Source organism: Streptomyces sp. NPDC102514 (genome assembly GCF_055584525.1).
Genome location: NZ_JBVJLW010000001.1, coordinates 385,512 through 401,423, shown reverse-complemented (window position 1 = coordinate 401,423; position 15,912 = coordinate 385,512). Strand labels below are relative to the sequence as shown.

Sequence of the window (15,912 nt, the reverse complement as noted above, 5' to 3'; positions counted from 1 at the left end):
AAGTCGTCCGCTGCGTCGCCGAGTTGCCGCCCGGCTCACAGTTCGGCTCCGCGTCCGAGACCGCCGGGACCGCTTCCGGGGCCGCTTCCGGCTCCGCCGACCGAGACGAGTCCCTGGGTGCCCGTGCCGTCGGTGTCGATGGCGGCGTCGGTCTCCCGCTCGCCGACGGCCCCCAGCACCCGGTCCAGGACCGCGCCGGCGCCTCCGCCGGGGAGTTCGGTGCCACGCCACGCGACGTGCTGATCGGGGCGTACGAGGACGTTCCCGGTGCCGTAGACCGCGCGGGCCTCGGGGTGGGTCAGGTGGATCACGGCGAAGGGCAGTGCCCGTGCCGCGGCCTCCGCGTCGAAGGCCTGCTCGACGTCACGGTCCTCGGTGAGCACGAGCAGGGCCAGTGAGACACCGATGCGGTCGTGGAGCGTGCCGCCGTACGGGTCGACGTGTCCGTCGGGGGCGCGGTGGCCCGGTCGCGGGTCGTCCTCGTAGACGTCCGCACGCCAGCGGGGTTCGGAGTCGAGCTGGCCGGGTTCGTACCAGACGGCGCTCGACGCGTCGTAGCGCTCGTCGAAAGTGACGCCCGCCGCCGGGTCCCGGTCCTTGCCGAGCCGTTCGCCGATCTCCTGCCGGCGCCGCACGGCCTCCGGGCCGAGGTCGGCGTCGTCGGGGATGCCGCCGCGGCGGATCTCCGCGAGGGTCGACTGGGTGCGGCGGGCCCGCTGGAGGGAGTGGTCGGCGATCCGCCAGTTGTGTCTGCGGCGCTCCTCGTCGTAGGAGTCGAGCAGCGTCCGCGGCGCGTGGCCGTCGATCACCGCGGCCAGTTTCCAGCCGAGGTTGACGACGTCGCCGAAGCCCTCGCCGAGGTTGCCGCCGGGGGTACGGACATGCGCGGCGTCACCGGCCAGCAGGACCCGGCCGCGGTGGAACGTCTCGGCGATCCGGGTGGCGTGGTAGAAGGTCGTCGCCGAGACCAGTTCGAGGTCCAGGTCGAACCCGAACGCGGCCCGGCCGATCTCCAGCAGTTCGTCCTCGGTGGGCTCGTGGTCGAGGGGGTACGGGCCCGCGTAGACCCGCCACTCGCGGGTGCTCACCGCTGCCAGGAAGCCGGACGCTTTCGCGTTGACGACGATGTTGCTGCCGCTCGGCGCCGCTCCGACCCGGTCGCTGATGTCGCCGGTACGGACGATGAGCCGCAGCCGCTTCTCGGTGGCGTGCTCGCCCTCGCGCCCGATGCCCGCCAGCCGCCGGGTGGTGCTGCTCCCGCCGTCGGTGCCCAGCACATAGGCGGCACGGACGGTGCGCCGCTCGCCCCCGGCCACACCCCCGGCCCCGTCACCAGCCACGCCAACGCCCACGATCTCGCCGTCGATGCCGTCGGCGTGCTCGTGGAGGGCCTGGAGTTCCCAGCCGCCCGCGACGCTCACGCCCTGTTCCCGCAGCCGGTCGAGGAAGACCTGCTGGAGCACGGTCTGCGGCCGTCGCAGCGTTTCCTCCGATGCGTACGGAGTCGTGTGGCGAGGGGAGTTGAAGGATGGGCGCGGCAGCGGGACCAGTTCGTGTCCGGCCAGGGAGGTGACCAGTCTGGTGCCCTGGTTCCACTCCGGCGGGTAGGTCCAGGCGTCCCGGATGCGCTGGAGCAGCCCCCAGCGGCGGAAGTGTTCCACCACGCGCGGGGTGTGTCCCATCGCCCCGGCCCGTACCAGGGTCGCGGTGCGGGCGCGGTCCACGACGGCGACGCGGACGCCGCGTCCGGCCAGTTCGACCGCGGCGGAGAGGCCGACGGGCCCAGCGCCGACGATCAGTACGTCCACCGTGTCCGGCGGGGTGGCGGCCGGGAACCGTACCGTGTGGACGTCACGCCCACCCGTCACCGACAGTTCGCTCATGTCCCTGTCCTCAGTGGTCCGCGAGGCCGGGCTCGCGGGTGTTGCGGTTGGCCGGGACCGGCAGGCCGAGGTTGCCGCGCAGGGTGTCGGCCGCGTACTCGGTGCGGAACAGTCCGCGCTTCTGCAGGATCGGGACGACGCCGTCGACGAAGAGTTCCAGGTCCGCGTTGTTGCGGAACGCGAGGTTGATGCCGTCGAAGGTGCCGGCGTCGAACCACTTCTCGATGGTGTCGGCCACGGTCGCCGGCGCCCCGACGAACGGCGAGCGACGGAACTCGCTGACGGACTCCGCCACTTGACGAAGTGTCAGGTTCTCGGCCTTCGCCCGTTCGATCAGCTTGGACGCGCCGGTGCGACCGCCCTTCTCGGCGAGGTGGGCCACGTCCGGGAACGGCGCGTCCAGGTCGTGCGCGCTGAAGTCGTACGCGCCGAAGGAGCGGCCCAGGAGCGCGAGGTTGCCCTTGAAGTCGTTGTCCTCCTCGAAGATCTCCCGCTCGCGGCGCTGGGCGGCCTCGTCGGTGGCGGCGACGACCGGTCCGCCATGGATGAAGATCTTGATGTGCTCGGGGTCGCGGCCGTACGAGGCGGTGCGCTTCTTGATGTCGGCGTAGTAGTCCTGCGCCTGCTGCAGTGAACCGCCGGGCGCGTAGATGCCCTCGGCGACCTGTGCGGCGAGGTCGCGGCCCTCCTCGGAGACACCGGCCTGGAAGATGACCGGCTGGCCCTGCGGCGAGCGGGAGAGGTTGAGCGGGCCGGCGACCTTGAAGTGCTCACCCTCGTGGTTGAGTTCGTGCAGTTTGGCGGGGTCGAGGAAGATGTCCCGCTCGACGTCGGCGGGGAACGCGTCGTCCTCGTACGAGTCCCACAGACCGCGGGCGACCTTGACGAACTCCAGCGCCCTGCCGTAGCGGGTGGTGTAGTCGAGGTGCTCGTCCAGCCCGTAGTTGCGGGACGTGCCGGTGTCGAAGCTGGTCACCACGTTCCAGCCGGCCCGGCCGCCGCTGATGTGGTCGAGGGAGGCGAACCGGCGGGCGAGGTTGAAGGGCGAGTTGTACGTCGAACTCGCCGTGCCGACCAGGCCGATGTGCCGGGTGTGGGTGGCGACCGCCGACAACAGGGTCAGTGGTTCGAGCCGGTTGAGATAGTGCGAGGGGTAGGTCGCGTTGATGAACTGGCTGTCGACCACGAACAGGGCGTCGAACAGGGCGTGTTCGGCCGCCTGCGCCTGCTTGATGTAGTAGTTGATGTCGATGCTGGCGTTCTTCGCGACGCTCGGGTCCTTCCACAGACCGTGCTGGCCGGGGCCGCCGACGCCGTAGGGGTGCAGGGCGAGGTGGATCGTGCGGGGCATGCGGATTCCTCTCGGTGGTGCGGAAGTTGAGGGGTGCACAGGGGTGCAGGGGTTCGCCGGCGCACCTGGGTGCGCGTGCTCAAGCGTGCAGCAGCGCGCGGAGCCGGTCGCGTTCGGCGCGGTCGGCCGAGGCACTGCGCAGGGTGGGCGCGGAGCCGACGAGCAGCCGGGTGTAGACGTGCTGGGGGTCGGTGATGACCTCGCGGGCCGCGCCGACCTCGACGAGTTCGCCCTGGTAGAGCACGGCGATACGGTCGGCGACCCCGGCGACGGACCCCAGGTCGTGGGAGATGAAGACGAGGGCCACGCCCGCCGCGCGCAGGTCCTTGAGGATCTGCAGGATCTGTACGCGGTTGGCCGAGTCGAGGGCGCTGACCGGCTCGTCGAGGATGACCAGTTTCGGCTCGGTGACCAGCGCCCGGGCCACGGCGACCCGCTGGCGCTGACCGCCGGACAGCTCCCCCGGCAGCCGGTCGAGCAGGTCCTCGGAGAGCTGGACGCGGGCGAGGAACGTACGGGCCCGCTCGGCTGCTTCCTGTCGTGCGACGCCCTGGATGAGCAGCGGCTCGATCAGTGACTCCTCGACGGTGAGGTCGGGGTCGAGGCTGCGCAGCGGGTCCTGGAAGACGTACTGGACGACGCCGCGGCGGCGCAGCCTGCGCCACTGACGGCTGCCGTACGCCCCGACGTCCTCGCCGCCGATGACGATCCGGCCCGCGGAGGCGCGTACCAGGCCCAGGACCGTACGGGCGAAGGTCGACTTGCCCGATCCCGTCTCGCCGATGATGCCGACGGTTTCCCCGGGGGCGACGCTCAGCGAGACGTCGTGCAGGGCGCGGCGGCGCTGTCGGCGGGGCCCGTAGTGCACGTCGAGGCCGGTGACCTCCAGGACGGCCCGTCCGTCCGTCCCCGTGTCGGCGGCCCGCTGTCCCTGTGTCTGCTCGGTGGTCACGATGTCTCCTGCGGCGTGAGGAACTTCTCCAGGCCGTACTGGTCGTGCTCGGCGATGAGCAGTCGGGTGTACTCGTGGCGAGGACGGTGGAGCACGTCGCTCGTCGGGCCCTGTTCCACCACCTCGCCCTCGCGCATGACGAGGACCTCGTCGCACAGCTGGGCGACGACGGCCAGGTCGTGGGAGACGACCACCAGGGCGAGTCCGGCCTGTTCGCGGAGTTCGGCGAGGAGGTCGAGGATCTCGGCCTGGACCGTGACGTCGAGCGCGGTCGTCGCCTCGTCGGCGATGAGGATCTGCGGGTCGGCGGCGATCGCGGCGGCGATCAGGACACGCTGGAGCATGCCGCCGGACAGCTCGTGCGTGTACTGGCCGTAGACCAGTTCCGGATCGCGCAGTTGGACGGCCTGGAGCAGTTCGACGGCACGGTGGCGTGCCTCGCGCCGCTTCAGGCCCTTCTTGACCCGGATGACCTCGGCGATCTGCGCGCCCACCCGGATCGAGGGGTTGAGGTAGGACGCCGGGTCCTGGAAGACCGCGCTGATCGTGGCGCCGCGCAGGGCCGTCCACTGCTGGGGGGTCAGGGTCGCGATGTCGGTGCCGGCGATCTCGACGGAGCCTGCGGAGACCTCGAAGTGCGGGGGCAGGATGCCCAGTGCGGCCCGGCAGGTGAGGGTCTTGCCGCTGCCCGACTCGCCGACGATGCCGACCGTTCTCCCCGGGGTGAGTTCGAAGCTCACGCCGTGGACGATCTCGCGGTCGGTGACCCGGTCGCTGATGCGCACGCCGCGCACGGTGAGCACGGGTGCGGCGGTCGCGACCGCCGTGGAAAGCTCACCGACGGGCTCGGCCGGCTCTGCGGCACTCAGGGTCGTGCCGGGGGCGGCCTTCTCGGACAGCGTGGTCATCACGCACCTCCGGTGGATACGGGATCGGGCTTGCCGAGGCGATTGGCGCGGGCCTTGCGGGTGTTGACGAAGGCCCGGCCCGCTTCGCCGGAGACGTCGCGGATCGCGTCGGCGAGCAGGTTGCTGGCCCAGACGGTGATCATGATCAGCACCGCGGGGGCGAGGGGCGCCCACGGCTGGTAGCTGAGGTAGCCGAGGTCGGAGGCGAGCAGTCCGCCCCAGGTGGGTGCGGGAGGCTGGACGCCGATGCCCAGGAAGGTGAGGCTGGAGACGATGATGAAGCCGACGCCGATGGTCTGGGCGAGTGCGACGGCGATCGGCGGGAGCACCTTGACCCAGACGTGACGGCGGACGATCCAGCCGGTCGAGGCACCCGCGACGAGCGCGGCCTCCACGTACGGCGAGCGGGCGACGGCCAGGGTCGCGGCGCGGGCCACCCGGTAGAAGAGCGGGGAGACCAGCGCTCCGGTGACGAGCATGGCCTGGGTGATGCCGTTGCCCAGGAGGGCGATGACGGCGACCGCGAACAGCAGGAACGGCAGGGCGACCAGGGTGTCGGCCAGCCGCAGGGTGAGCCATTCGAAGGTCCGGCCGAGGTAGACCGACAGGATGCCGGGGATCGCGCCGACGACCAGGGCCATCACGGCCACTTCGAGGGAGCCGAGCACGCTGACGCGTGAGCCGTCCAGGAGCCGGCTGAAGGTGTCCCGGCCGAGGTAGTCGGTACCGAGCCAGTGGGATCCGGAGGCCGCGGCGAGGGTGTTGTCGCTGGTGGCCAGCGGGTTCTGCGGGGCGAGCAGCGGGCCGAGGACCGCCAGCAGCGCGATCAGGGTGAGGATGACCACGGCGATCCGGCCGGAGGTCAGGGTGAGGACGCGACGCACCATGGTCATACCCCCCGCTGGGATGCCGGTGTGACACGTGCCAGCACCAGGTTGACGATCAGGTTGAAGAGGACGACCAGGACGATCGACACCACGAGGACTCCCTGTACGGCCGGTACGTCGCCGGCCTGGGCGGAGTCGTTGGCGAACCTGCCGAAGCCCTGCAGCCCGAAGATCCACTCGGTGACGACGGAGGCGCCGACCAGCGCGGGGAACTTCAGGCCGAGGGTGGCCAGGGCAGGGCCGATGCCGTTGCGGAGCACATGGCCGAGGAAGATCCGACGGGGGCTCAGGCCCCGTACGACCGCGCCCGTCACGTAGTTCTCGCGGAAGGCGGCGACGAGACTGCCACGGAGCTGGCGGGCCACGTCCGCGACGACGTCGAAGCTGAGCGCGAGCGCCGGGAGCGTGATGTGCGCGAGCCAGGGGCCGAAACCCTGTTCCGCCGGGATGTATCCGGCGGAGGGGAACAGATGCAGTCCCACGGCGAAGATTGCGACCAGCACGATGCCGACGACGAACGCGGGCATCACCGAGATCAGGGTGACGAAGCCGGTGATGGCCCGGTCGATCCAGGTGGTGCGCTTGAGCGCCGCGAGCGTGCCGAGGGTGAAGCCGAGGACGACACCGATGATCAGCGCGAACGTGGCGACGGACAGGCTCACTCCGAGGCCCAGGCCGATGAGTGTGGAGATGTCGGCGCCGTTGGTCCAGCTGGTGCCGAGCTGTCCGTGCAGGACACCGGTGAACCAGTCCCAGTACTGGACCAGGAAGGGCCGGTCGAGACCCCACTGGGCCTCGACCCGGGCGATCGCCTCGGGGGTCGCCTCCTCGCCCAGCTGGATCCGCGCCGGGCTGAGTCCGCTCATCGAACGCAGCGCGAAGGTCACGAAGGTCGCGACGAGGAAGACGGGCACGAAGATCGCGACCGACCGGGCCAGGGTGACCAGGAGGCGGCCGAGCGTGTGCCGCACCCTGGTCCCGACGACCCCGCGACGGCGGGCAGGCGGGGCCTGTTCCGCGGTCGTCGTCATGGGCTTGCCCCTCTCTTGTGGTGGGTTGTCCGGTGGGACGGGTGTCAGCTGCCGGAGATGGTCACGCCGGTCCAGTCGATGTGGGCCGGGTTCTTCGGCAGGTCCGAGATCGACTTGCTCTTGGCGATGAGGTTCGGCTGGGAGTAGGTGAAGACCAGCGCCTTGCTCTCCAGGCCCGCCCGGGTCGCCGCCTGGAGCACCTGGGTGTAGTCGGGGGCGTCCAGCGGGGTCTTGCGCACCTTGGCGATGGCGGCCTCGAAACCGGCCGGCTCGTAGGGGGTGCTGAGGTTCAGCGGGCCGTTGGGGCCGAAGTGCGCGGTGAGGGTCTGCGCCGCGGAGTCACGGCCGGTGGTCCCGTAGAGCGAGAAGGTCAGGTCCTTCGCGAAGAACGGGGTGGCCCAGTTCTTGTCGATCTTGATGGTGACCTTGATGCCGACCGCGGCCAGCTGCGACTGGACGATCTCCGCCTGCGGGTCCTCCGCCGGGATGACCAGGTTCAGCTTGATGTCACCGGACTTGTAGCCCGCCTCGGCGAGGAGCTTCTTCGACTTCGCCGGGTCGTAGGGGTAGGCGTCCTCCGACTTGGGGTCGTAGGCCTCGTACCCCTTGGGGAACGGCTGGTCGGTCACCTCGCCGTAGCCGAAGGTCAGCTTGTCGACGAACTCCTTGCGGTTGACCGCGTGGCGTACGGCGTCGACGACCTTGTCGTTGTCGAAGGGCGCCTTGTTGACGTTGAGGCTGAGGTTGGAGGCGTTGAAGCCCGGCTGTACGAAGACGTCCAGGCCGGCCTTCTTGGCGGCGGACGCCTGACTCGGGTCCAGGTCGGCGAAGTTGTAGACACCGGTCTGGAGTCCGGAGACGACGGTGGAGGCGTCGGGCGCCGAGGTCAGCTCGACGTTGTCGATGTGGATGTTCTTCGCGTCCCAGTAGTCCGGGTTCTTCTTCAGGAGCGCCTTGGTGCCCGGGATCACCTGGGTGACGACGAACGGGCCCGCGCCGACCGGGTTCTGGTCCAGCTTCTCGGGGTTCTTCGCCGCCTTGGGGCTGGCGATCTGCAGCACGCGCTGACCGAGCAGCTGGGGGATCTGGTAGTCGACCTGACTGAGGTGCAGGACCGCGTCCAGGCCACTGGCGTCCACCGACTTGATGGAGGTCAGGTCGCCGAAGAGCGCCGAGTTCTTCTGCTTCTGCGCCCGCTCGATGGCCGCCTTGACCGCGGCGGCGTCGACCGGCTCGCCGTCGCTGAACTTCAGGCCGGAGCGCAGATGGAAGGTGATCTCGTCACCCTTGTCGTTGTACTCCCAGCTCTTGGCGAGGTCGGGAACGGCCTTGCCGCTCTCGTCCGTACGGGTCAACGAGGCGTAGGTGAGGGCGAGTTCGCGGAACTGCGCGCCACTGCCCCCGACGACCGGGTCCCAGTGGGTCGGGAAGTACGAAGAGGTCCACTTCAGCGTGGAGCCGCCGCCCGAGGCGGCGGAGTCACCGCCGCAGGCGCTCAGTACGGGAGTGAGCACGGCGACGAAGGCGGTTCCGAGGGCTGCGGCCCGCAGGCGGCCTGCACCTCTGGACGAACGGCGGTCCGCTCCGGGGCGGCGGGTGATGAGGTGAGCGGGCATCTCGTTCTTCCTTTGGCGGGCTCCGGCCGGGGCCGGGGCAGAAGGAGCAAGGCAGGAGGACCAGACCCTCCGCGTGCGGAGCGTCGGCTCGGACCCGGACGGGTGACTCAGGCCCGGATCGGGTGGCACGGACATGCCGGGGAGAGCGCCGGCGCGCGCTCGGGGCGCGTGGCGCTCAGGGCAGGAGCGTGCGGGATCGCGGGACTACCGGGGTGGAGGAGTCGACGGGCACGCAAAGGGGCGGGCCGGGAGGCGAAGAAGGTGTGCGACGGGGCACGGAGAGGAAGACGCAGAGGCGGGCACGGCTCGGTCGAGCACCGGAAAGCAAGTGCTGGAAACGGCGGTCAGGCGTCTGCGGACCGGGGACGGCGAAGGGTCAGCGACAGAGTGCGCTGCTGGTGCGCCGCAGGTCCACGTAGCGGCACACCACACCGGGGTGCGTCGTAAGCATGGTGCTCATCCTGGGGGCTCCCGCAACCGACTGTCAATGGACACCAATTGGTGTCTCATTGGGCGGGACGGCGTCCGTCGCAGTTCACAGCCTCGGACGGGCTGGATTCAGCGTGCGGCAGGGTGAGTTGCCGCCTCGTCGGGGTGCAGCCACAGGGGCCCGCCCGCCGTGTCCACCCGCACGGCGCCCGGAGGTGGCCAGTGGCCCTCGGTCAGCAGCGACCGCTCCGGATCGGTGAGGCTGCGGTAGCGCTCCAGCGCGTGCGCCGGAGCGAGCGGGGCGGGGTCCGCCGACAGTCCGGGACTCAGTTCCTCCACGGCCGCCGCGTACTCCTCGAAGGGCCGCCAGCCGGGTACGACGCGGTACTCGTCCGCGGTCCGGACGAGCAGGGTCGGCAGGGCGTACCGGTGTCCGCCCTCGTCGGTCTCCTTGGCCGCGCCCGGATGCGGCGACCCGCCTTGCGCGGTGAGCACCTCGGCCACCGGGCGGCGGGCCTCCAGCCGGTCGGCACGCACCTGCTCCAGCACTGCCTCGGAAGCGGCGTCGACCGCCAGCCGCCGCATGTCCAGGTCCGGTACGCCCCGGACCGCGGCCAGGGCCAGGTCGGGGGTGTCCGCCGGTTCGCCGAGCACGAAGACACTCTCCCGCAGCCGCCGCAGGACCCGCTCTGCCACCTCTTCGCCCTGAAGGACGGCGGCCTTGGCGACGAGCGAGGAGGGCCAGGAGTCGGCGGGCATACGACTGAGCCGCACGGGGCGCGGGGCCCTGCTGTGCGAACTGATCTCCTCGACGTAGCGTGCGTACCAGGCCGTCTCCGCCGCCGGGTCGGGCGGCGGATCGTCGTCGTGGTCGAAGAGGATCGCGTACGCCCGCCGCCACCGGACCCGGCCGGCCAGTGCCACCCGCAACTTTCTGAATACGGGCTCCGATCCCCAGGCCCAGGGGCACAACGGATCGGTGTACTCGACGACTTCGATCGATGTCGGTGCCAACGAACGCGTTTGCGGGGGTTGTTGGGGCAGCCGCTGCGGCCTCGATTTCGGTTGTGGCTGCGGTTGCGGTTGCGGCCCGGCTGTCACGCGGCGCCTCTCCGGGCTAGCCCTTCGGTCGCTGCCGTCGCTGCCGTCACGCCCGTCGCTCCCCTGGGGAGCAGCGAGGTCAGCGTCACCCCGCCCAGGACCGCCGCGGCACCCGCCTCGACCTCGCGCCACACATCGGGCAGGCCCGTCGCGGGGCCCGGATAGTCGAGACCGGCCAGCGGCTCGCCCCGCAGGGTGATCAACTCGCCGTCCACGGCACGCGTGACATCGAGCAGGGTGATCTCCTCGGCGGATCTGCCGAGCCAGTAACCGCCCTCGCAGCCGCGCTGGCTGCGCACCAGGCCGGCTCTGCGCAGTTCACCCACCACGGACTTCAGGAAGCGGAACGGGATCTCCTGCGAGGAGGCGATGGCTTCACAGGTGAGCGGACGGGAAGGTTCGCGGGCGAGCTCCAGCAGCGCCCTCATGGCGTAGTCCGCCTTCGCGGAAATATGCATGCGCACATCATGCCTGAGGAGCGGGTCGGCACGCGGGGCTTCAGCCGCTTGTTTCCCACATTGCGGGAACATTGCCGCAGGTGAAAGCCAAAGGACACCTCTTGACATCCTTTTCGGGACCGCTCTAGCGTCGCCGCCATGAGCGAGCCGCTGACGACCCCCGGTGAGGGTTTCCACCCGCACCTCCACGACACCCCGGAACAGCCGACCGCATCCCTGCGCAGCCGTCTGCACCACATCCGCGCCGACTCCCTGGACGGCGACACCGCGCAGAGCGGCGGGATGCGCAGGTTCGCGGCTGTCAGCGGAAAGACCGTCGGCTCCGAGAAGCTGTGGATGGGCCAGACCCATGTGGCCCCCTCGACGGCTTCCTCCGACCACCACCACGGTGAGTCCGAGACCGCCATCTATGTGGTGAGCGGGCACCCGGAATTCGTCTTCATCGACGACTCGGGGCAGGGTGGGGCCGACGGCGAGGGCGCAGACGCGGGCCAGGGCGAAGGGCCGAAGGAGGTACGGCTGCGGACCTCTCCCGGCGACTACATCTTCGTACCGCCGTTCGTCCCGCACCGGGAGGAGAACCCGGACCAGGACGACGAGGCGGTGGTCGTCATCGCGCGCAGCACGCAGGAGGCGATCGTGGTCAACCTCCCCCAGCTGTACGCGCTTCCGCCGGACGAGTCCTGACGCCTTGAGCGGTCCCGGTGCCTCGGGACAGGGGCTGGGTCAGGTGACCTGGCCGGACGGTTGGGCGCCCGCGGCGAGGAGCACGTCGATCGCCTCCGGATATGGCCCGGTCATCGCCCACTCCAGCGGGGTACGGCCCGTGCCGTGATCCTCGCGGAGCTGCGGGTCGGCACCGTACGCCAGAAGCGCACGGACCGTCTCGACGTGCCCCCAGCAGGCGGCCCCGCACAGAGGTGTGCCTTCCGAACCGTGTCCGCTCTCGGTGTCGGGCAGGGCCCCGGCCGCCAGCAGGCACAGGACATTGCCGGTGGCACCGTGGACCGACGCGGCGTAGAGCGGAGTGGTGCCTTCGGTGTCGGCCGTCTCGGGGTCGGCACCGGCTCGCAGGAGAGCGCCGATCCGGGTGCTGTCGCCGAAGGTCGCCGCACTGACGAGCTGTCGGGACAGCTTCTTCTGCCGCCGCCTGTTCACCGCGCTTCCGACCTCACGTCCGAACCCGCAGGGGTCTCCGCGCCCGCGTGGAACTCATGCACCACCTGGATCCGGCCGACGATGTGTGCGTTGAACTCATCGAGTTCCTCGGCCGGTACCCACAGCTCCAGGATCGTCCGGCCGCCCGCCTGTTGGACCGGGTACCTGCGCACGAAGTCGGAGTCGACCTCGAACCTTGTGACGAAGCCGGCGCCGTCGTGCTTGACGTTCCAGTCCCGCGCGATCCTGACGGCGTAGTCCTCGTTGAGAACCGGGTAGAAGATCGGCTGCTCGGGAAGCCGTGGCGGCCAGGCACACCAGTCCAGCTCACGGACCAACTCCAGCTCCTTGGGACCGGTGGGGCGCCACAGGGTCGTCGTCGCTCGAAGGCCGGTCACTGGAATCACTCTCTGGATGATGAGGCAGGACGAGGCAACCGCTGCCGCGGCCTGCCGGGGGGGCCGACGGTATCGGGAGCGCCGGCGCGACGGCCACCGGGTTTTCGAGCGGTCCCTCAGCGGAGACTTCGTCGTGACCGCGGAGAGTGACTGGGGAGAGCGACTGGGGAGCGCCGAAGCCCCAACTCGCAGCCCGCAGGCGGCCGATCGACTCGGCCGGACTGGACCGTGCCGCGCCGTTGCCGTGCTGAGCCGTGCCGCATGCTGATCCGGTGGGTCGGACCCGACTCGCGGTCACGGCAACGGAGTTGGACGGGGGATCACGTTGATCGTCTGGGTGAACGGGGCGTTCGGCAGCGGAAAGAGCACGCTGGTCGACGAGATCTTCGGCACGCTGAAGGACGCGGGCATCGACGTCCACCACTTCTTCCTCAAGGTCTCCCGGGAGGTGCTGGAGAGGCGGATCGACGGCCGGGTCCATGCGCCGGGTGATCCGGAGCGGGAGGCGCGGGTGCGGCGCTGGTGCAAGGAGAGGATCGGGCCGTGCATGGCCGCGGCCGACACCCTGCCCGCCGACACGGTGTTCCTGGACGGCGAACTGCCTTCGCGAAAACTGGCCGATCAGGTACTGGCCCGTATCGGAGCGGGGCCGGACCGGTCGCAGAACCCTGGGGGCTAACGAAAGAGGGTCCGGACCAAAAGGTCCGGACCCTCTTCGACAGTAGCGGGGACAGGATTTGAACCTGCGACCTCTGGGTTATGAGCCCAGCGAGCTACCGAGCTGCTCCACCCCGCGTCGACATGTCTGACTCTACGCCATCATCGAGGGCCCCGATGACCACCCACCGCAACCACGCGGCCTCCGTACGGCTTCCCTGCGGCGGATCCGACCCGCGTGAAGGTCTCCGTGAAGGCCTGCGCGAAGGCCCGTGTGAGGGTCTGGAGAAGCCCCCGGACGCGCTGTGAATCGGCTGACAACGCGGGTAGTCGAAGAACGCACCCGGCCATGGACGGGTGTGGCGGCCGCCGTCGCCTGTCTGCGACGCCGGCGGCCGCCGACACGAGGACTCGCGTCGTCCCCTGACGCGAGTCCTCGCGCGGGATCGTCCTCACGGCACTTGGGGCGCGCGGGAGTACGCCCCAACTCGAAAGGCCGGGAGGACGAGGGACCGGGGTCCGCGCGGAGCATCGCGGGATGCGGACCCCGGTTTCCCGGTTGGCTCGGTGGTCTCTCCTGGCCCGGGGGCTGGGGGCCGACTGCAGGTACCCGTCGCGGCGGGCCGGCTGCCCGTGCGGGAGCCGGTGTCTCTGCCCGAGATCTTAGAACGTGGCCGGCACGAGGCAAGAACGCGTTTAGGCCCCGACAGGCAGGACGTACCGGATCGTATGGGGCCGAACGCACCCCGGGCCCATCCCTGTGACCCCACCACCGATAATCGCCGCATGGTGGCCCCGCGCAGCACGGGGCACCCCGATCAAAGGAAGGCGGGCCATGGTCTCGTACGTCATCATCCCGGGGATCGACGGTTCGGACGAGCGGCACTGGCAGAGCTTGTGGGAGAAGCAGTGGGGCGGCTCGGCCGTGCGTATCGCACCGGCCTCGTGGAGCGAGCCCGAGCTGTCGGACTGGGTCGACTCGGTCCAGACCGCCTACGAGTCCGTCGCGCACCGTGACGGCGAGGTCGTGCTGGTGGCTCACAGCCTCGGCTGCTGGACGGCCGCGGAGTGGCTTGAGCGGATGCGGCCCGCCGGGGTCTCGGCGTTCCTGGTCGCGCCTCCGAACACGCGGGCCGCGTCGTTCCCGAGCCGGGCGGCGGCCTCGTTCGTGGACGTGACCGCTCGCCCGCTGCCGTGCAGGAGTCTGCTGGTGGCAGGCGACGACGACCCGTACTGCGATCCGGCGGCGTCCGCGGCGTTCGCGCGCGACTGGCAGGCACAAGCGCATTTCGTCGGGAACCGCGGCCACATCAACTCGGGAAGCGGTCTCGGCGACTGGCCGGCCGGACAGGAGCTCCTGCGCACACTCGTCGAGGAGTCGCCGGCGTAAGCCTGTGGCCCGGTCTTCCGAAGGCTGACCGGATCGGTCCGCTTCGGGACCCGATACGGCATGTCGCGGCGCCCCTCACGTGACTCAGACTCTGGGCATGAACCGCGCACTGATCGTCATCGATGTCCAGGAATCCTTCCGCGCCCGTCCCCTGTGGGCGACGATCTCCGACCCGAAGATCGCCGACCAGGTGAACCGGCTGGTCGGGATAGCCCGCGAGGCCGGGGACCTCGTGGTGTGGGTGCTGCACTGCGAGCCCGGCAGCGGCGACGTCTTCGACCCGGCCCTCGGCCATGTCCGGCTCATGGAGGAACTGGAGCAGGCGGAGGGCGAGCCGCTGATCCACAAGACCTCGCACAACGCCTTCACCACGACCAACCTCCAGCAGGTGCTCACCGAACGCGGTGTCCGCGAACTCGTCGTCTGCGGCATCCGTACCGAGCAGTGCGTGGAGACCACCACCCGCGTCGCGAGCGACCTCGGCTACCAGGTCACGTTCGTCACCGACGCCACCGCGACCAACCCCATCCCGCACCGCGACGCTCCCGACGACCAGAGCGTGGCCGACCTGCTGGCCGACCCTCGTACGCTCTCCGCCGACGAGGTCATCCGGCGCACCGAGTACGCGCTCGCCGGACGGTTCGCCACCATCGCGACGGTCGACGGACTGGAGGCCGCGGCACTGCATCAGGCATGATGACCGGATCGTGAGCCACATCGTCTTCTTCCTGGTGCCCGGAGTCCATCTGCTGGACCTGGCCGGCCCCGCGCAGGTCTTCTCCACGGCCGACGACTTCGGGCACCCGTACACGCTCTCCTACGTCGCCGAGCGGCCGCAGGTCCCCACGGCGCAGGGGCTGCCGCTGGTGGCCCGGCTCGACTGGCCGGAGCTGGGGCCCGAGGACCTGGTCCTGGTGCCCGGCTGGCGGGCGGGCACCCTCGCCGACAGCCCCGCCATCGGTCCCGCCCCGTTGCAGGCCCTCCGGACCCACCACGCCAGGGGCGGCACGGTGGCCAGTGTCTGCGCCGGGGCCGAGGCGCTCGGTCTGGCCGGGCTGCTGGACGGCCGCCACTGCACGACCCACCACGACGTGCAGGACGAGCTGGCTTCACGTCATCCGCGGGCGCTGGTCGTCCGGGACGTCCTGTTCACCACGGACGACCGGGTCGTCACTTCGGCCGGCATCGCCAGTGGCATCGATCTGGCCCTGCACCTGGTCGCCACCCGGCACGGCCCCGCGGTCGCCGCGCAGGTGGCCAGGGAGATGGTCGTCTACGCCCGCCGCAACGGCCACGAACCACAGTCCAGCGCGATGCTCCGGCACCGGTCCCACCTCGACGACACCGTGCACCGGGCCCAGGACCTCATCGACGAACGCTTCGACCAGGCGCTCCCCCTGCCCACCGTGGCCTCGGCCGTGGGCGTCAGCGAACGCACCCTCACCCGCCTCTTCAGCCGCGCCACCGGGCTGACCCCCCTGCGCTATCAGCAGACCCTGCGTCTCGAACGCGCCCAGCACCTCATCAGTCACGGCGCGACCATGGACGCCGCGGCCCGCTCCGTGGGCTTCGAGGACCCGCGCATGCTGCGCCGCCTGCGCGCCCGCACCACCTGACCGGACCTCCACATCGTCCGGTTCAGGAACGGTTCGCCGCCGTGCTGAGGAGCGGTTCGCCGCCGTCGGGTCACCCG

16 protein-coding genes and 1 tRNA gene are annotated in these 15,912 nt (G+C 70.6%); 5 read left to right on the top strand and 12 right to left on the bottom strand.

Going from position 1 to position 15,912, the window contains the following annotated elements:
- Positions 1-35 precede the first annotated feature (35 nt).
- The 9 genes from ACZ60E_RS01820 to ACZ60E_RS01780 all read right to left on the bottom strand — a co-directional run bounded on the left by ACZ60E_RS01820 (position 36) and on the right by ACZ60E_RS01780 (position 10,616).
- Positions 36-1,883 (bottom strand): FAD-dependent oxidoreductase, encoded by a 1,848-nt coding sequence (locus ACZ60E_RS01820; protein WP_469437018.1) that lies wholly within the window; start codon positions 1,881-1,883, stop codon positions 36-38.
- A 10-nt stretch (positions 1,884-1,893) separates the two neighbouring features.
- Entirely contained in the window at positions 1,894-3,234 is a 1,341-nt protein-coding gene (locus ACZ60E_RS01815; protein ID WP_469437015.1) for an LLM class flavin-dependent oxidoreductase, read from the bottom strand.
- Between the two features lie 79 nt (positions 3,235-3,313).
- Complete coding sequence (locus ACZ60E_RS01810; RefSeq protein ID WP_469437013.1) at positions 3,314-4,186, bottom strand: ABC transporter ATP-binding protein; 873 nt, start codon at positions 4,184-4,186, stop codon at positions 3,314-3,316.
- A complete protein-coding gene (locus tag ACZ60E_RS01805; RefSeq protein ID WP_384805331.1) occupies positions 4,183-5,094 on the bottom strand; it encodes an ABC transporter ATP-binding protein in 912 nt (303 codons plus the stop codon). Before ACZ60E_RS01805 ends, ACZ60E_RS01810 begins: the two co-directional genes overlap by 4 nt.
- Entirely contained in the window at positions 5,094-5,981 is an 888-nt protein-coding gene (locus tag ACZ60E_RS01800) for an ABC transporter permease (protein ID WP_210885975.1), read from the bottom strand. Before ACZ60E_RS01800 ends, ACZ60E_RS01805 begins: the two co-directional genes overlap by 1 nt.
- Positions 5,982-5,983: 2 nt before the next feature.
- Positions 5,984-7,012 carry an ABC transporter permease gene (locus ACZ60E_RS01795; protein WP_385838556.1) on the bottom strand — a complete coding sequence of 343 codons (1,029 nt, stop codon included), beginning with the start codon at positions 7,010-7,012 and terminating at the stop codon, positions 5,984-5,986.
- A gap of 44 nt (positions 7,013-7,056) precedes the next feature.
- Positions 7,057-8,628 carry an ABC transporter substrate-binding protein gene (locus tag ACZ60E_RS01790; protein ID WP_384805333.1) on the bottom strand — a complete coding sequence of 524 codons (1,572 nt, stop codon included), beginning with the start codon at positions 8,626-8,628 and terminating at the stop codon, positions 7,057-7,059.
- Positions 8,629-9,186: 558 nt separating this feature from the next.
- The gene (locus tag ACZ60E_RS01785; RefSeq protein WP_469438296.1) at positions 9,187-10,101 is read right to left on the bottom strand and encodes a DsbA family oxidoreductase; all 915 of its coding nucleotides are present in this window, start codon (positions 10,099-10,101) and stop codon (positions 9,187-9,189) included.
- 53 nt (positions 10,102-10,154) lie between these two features.
- Positions 10,155-10,616 (bottom strand): RrF2 family transcriptional regulator, encoded by a 462-nt coding sequence (locus ACZ60E_RS01780; RefSeq protein WP_469437007.1) that lies wholly within the window; start codon positions 10,614-10,616, stop codon positions 10,155-10,157.
- Positions 10,617-10,754: 138 nt separating this feature from the next.
- On the opposite strand from ACZ60E_RS01780, the gene ACZ60E_RS01775 reads away from it, so the two are divergent.
- Positions 10,755-11,303, top strand: coding sequence for a cupin domain-containing protein (locus ACZ60E_RS01775; protein ID WP_469437004.1), 549 nt, complete (start codon positions 10,755-10,757; stop codon positions 11,301-11,303).
- Positions 11,304-11,342: 39 nt separating this feature from the next.
- On the opposite strand, the gene ACZ60E_RS01770 is transcribed toward ACZ60E_RS01775, so the two are convergent.
- Both ACZ60E_RS01770 and ACZ60E_RS01765 read right to left on the bottom strand, forming a co-directional pair.
- Positions 11,343-11,774, bottom strand: coding sequence for an ankyrin repeat domain-containing protein (locus ACZ60E_RS01770; protein ID WP_469437002.1), 432 nt, complete (start codon positions 11,772-11,774; stop codon positions 11,343-11,345).
- Positions 11,771-12,172: a hypothetical protein gene (locus ACZ60E_RS01765; RefSeq protein WP_453790261.1), complete on the bottom strand. Its 402-nt coding sequence runs from the start codon at positions 12,170-12,172 to the stop codon at positions 11,771-11,773. Before ACZ60E_RS01765 ends, ACZ60E_RS01770 begins: the two co-directional genes overlap by 4 nt.
- Before the next feature lie 325 nt (positions 12,173-12,497).
- On the opposite strand from ACZ60E_RS01765, the gene ACZ60E_RS01760 reads away from it, so the two are divergent.
- The gene (locus ACZ60E_RS01760) at positions 12,498-12,851 is read left to right on the top strand and encodes a hypothetical protein (RefSeq protein ID WP_469436997.1); all 354 of its coding nucleotides are present in this window, start codon (positions 12,498-12,500) and stop codon (positions 12,849-12,851) included.
- A 43-nt stretch (positions 12,852-12,894) separates the two neighbouring features.
- Here the strand turns inward: ACZ60E_RS01760 and ACZ60E_RS01755 are convergent.
- Positions 12,895-12,968: transfer RNA gene (locus ACZ60E_RS01755), tRNA-Met, on the bottom strand.
- A 696-nt stretch (positions 12,969-13,664) separates the two neighbouring features.
- Between ACZ60E_RS01755 and ACZ60E_RS01750 the strand changes: the two genes are divergently transcribed.
- The 3 genes from ACZ60E_RS01750 to ACZ60E_RS01740 all read left to right on the top strand — a co-directional run bounded on the left by ACZ60E_RS01750 (position 13,665) and on the right by ACZ60E_RS01740 (position 15,835).
- The gene (locus ACZ60E_RS01750; RefSeq protein ID WP_469436995.1) at positions 13,665-14,219 is read left to right on the top strand and encodes an RBBP9/YdeN family alpha/beta hydrolase; all 555 of its coding nucleotides are present in this window, start codon (positions 13,665-13,667) and stop codon (positions 14,217-14,219) included.
- Between the two features lie 97 nt (positions 14,220-14,316).
- Positions 14,317-14,916 carry a cysteine hydrolase family protein gene (locus ACZ60E_RS01745; RefSeq protein ID WP_453790264.1) on the top strand — a complete coding sequence of 200 codons (600 nt, stop codon included), beginning with the start codon at positions 14,317-14,319 and terminating at the stop codon, positions 14,914-14,916.
- Positions 14,917-14,926: 10 nt separating this feature from the next.
- Positions 14,927-15,835, top strand: coding sequence for a GlxA family transcriptional regulator (locus tag ACZ60E_RS01740; protein WP_469436991.1), 909 nt, complete (start codon positions 14,927-14,929; stop codon positions 15,833-15,835).
- Positions 15,836-15,912 lie beyond the last annotated feature (77 nt).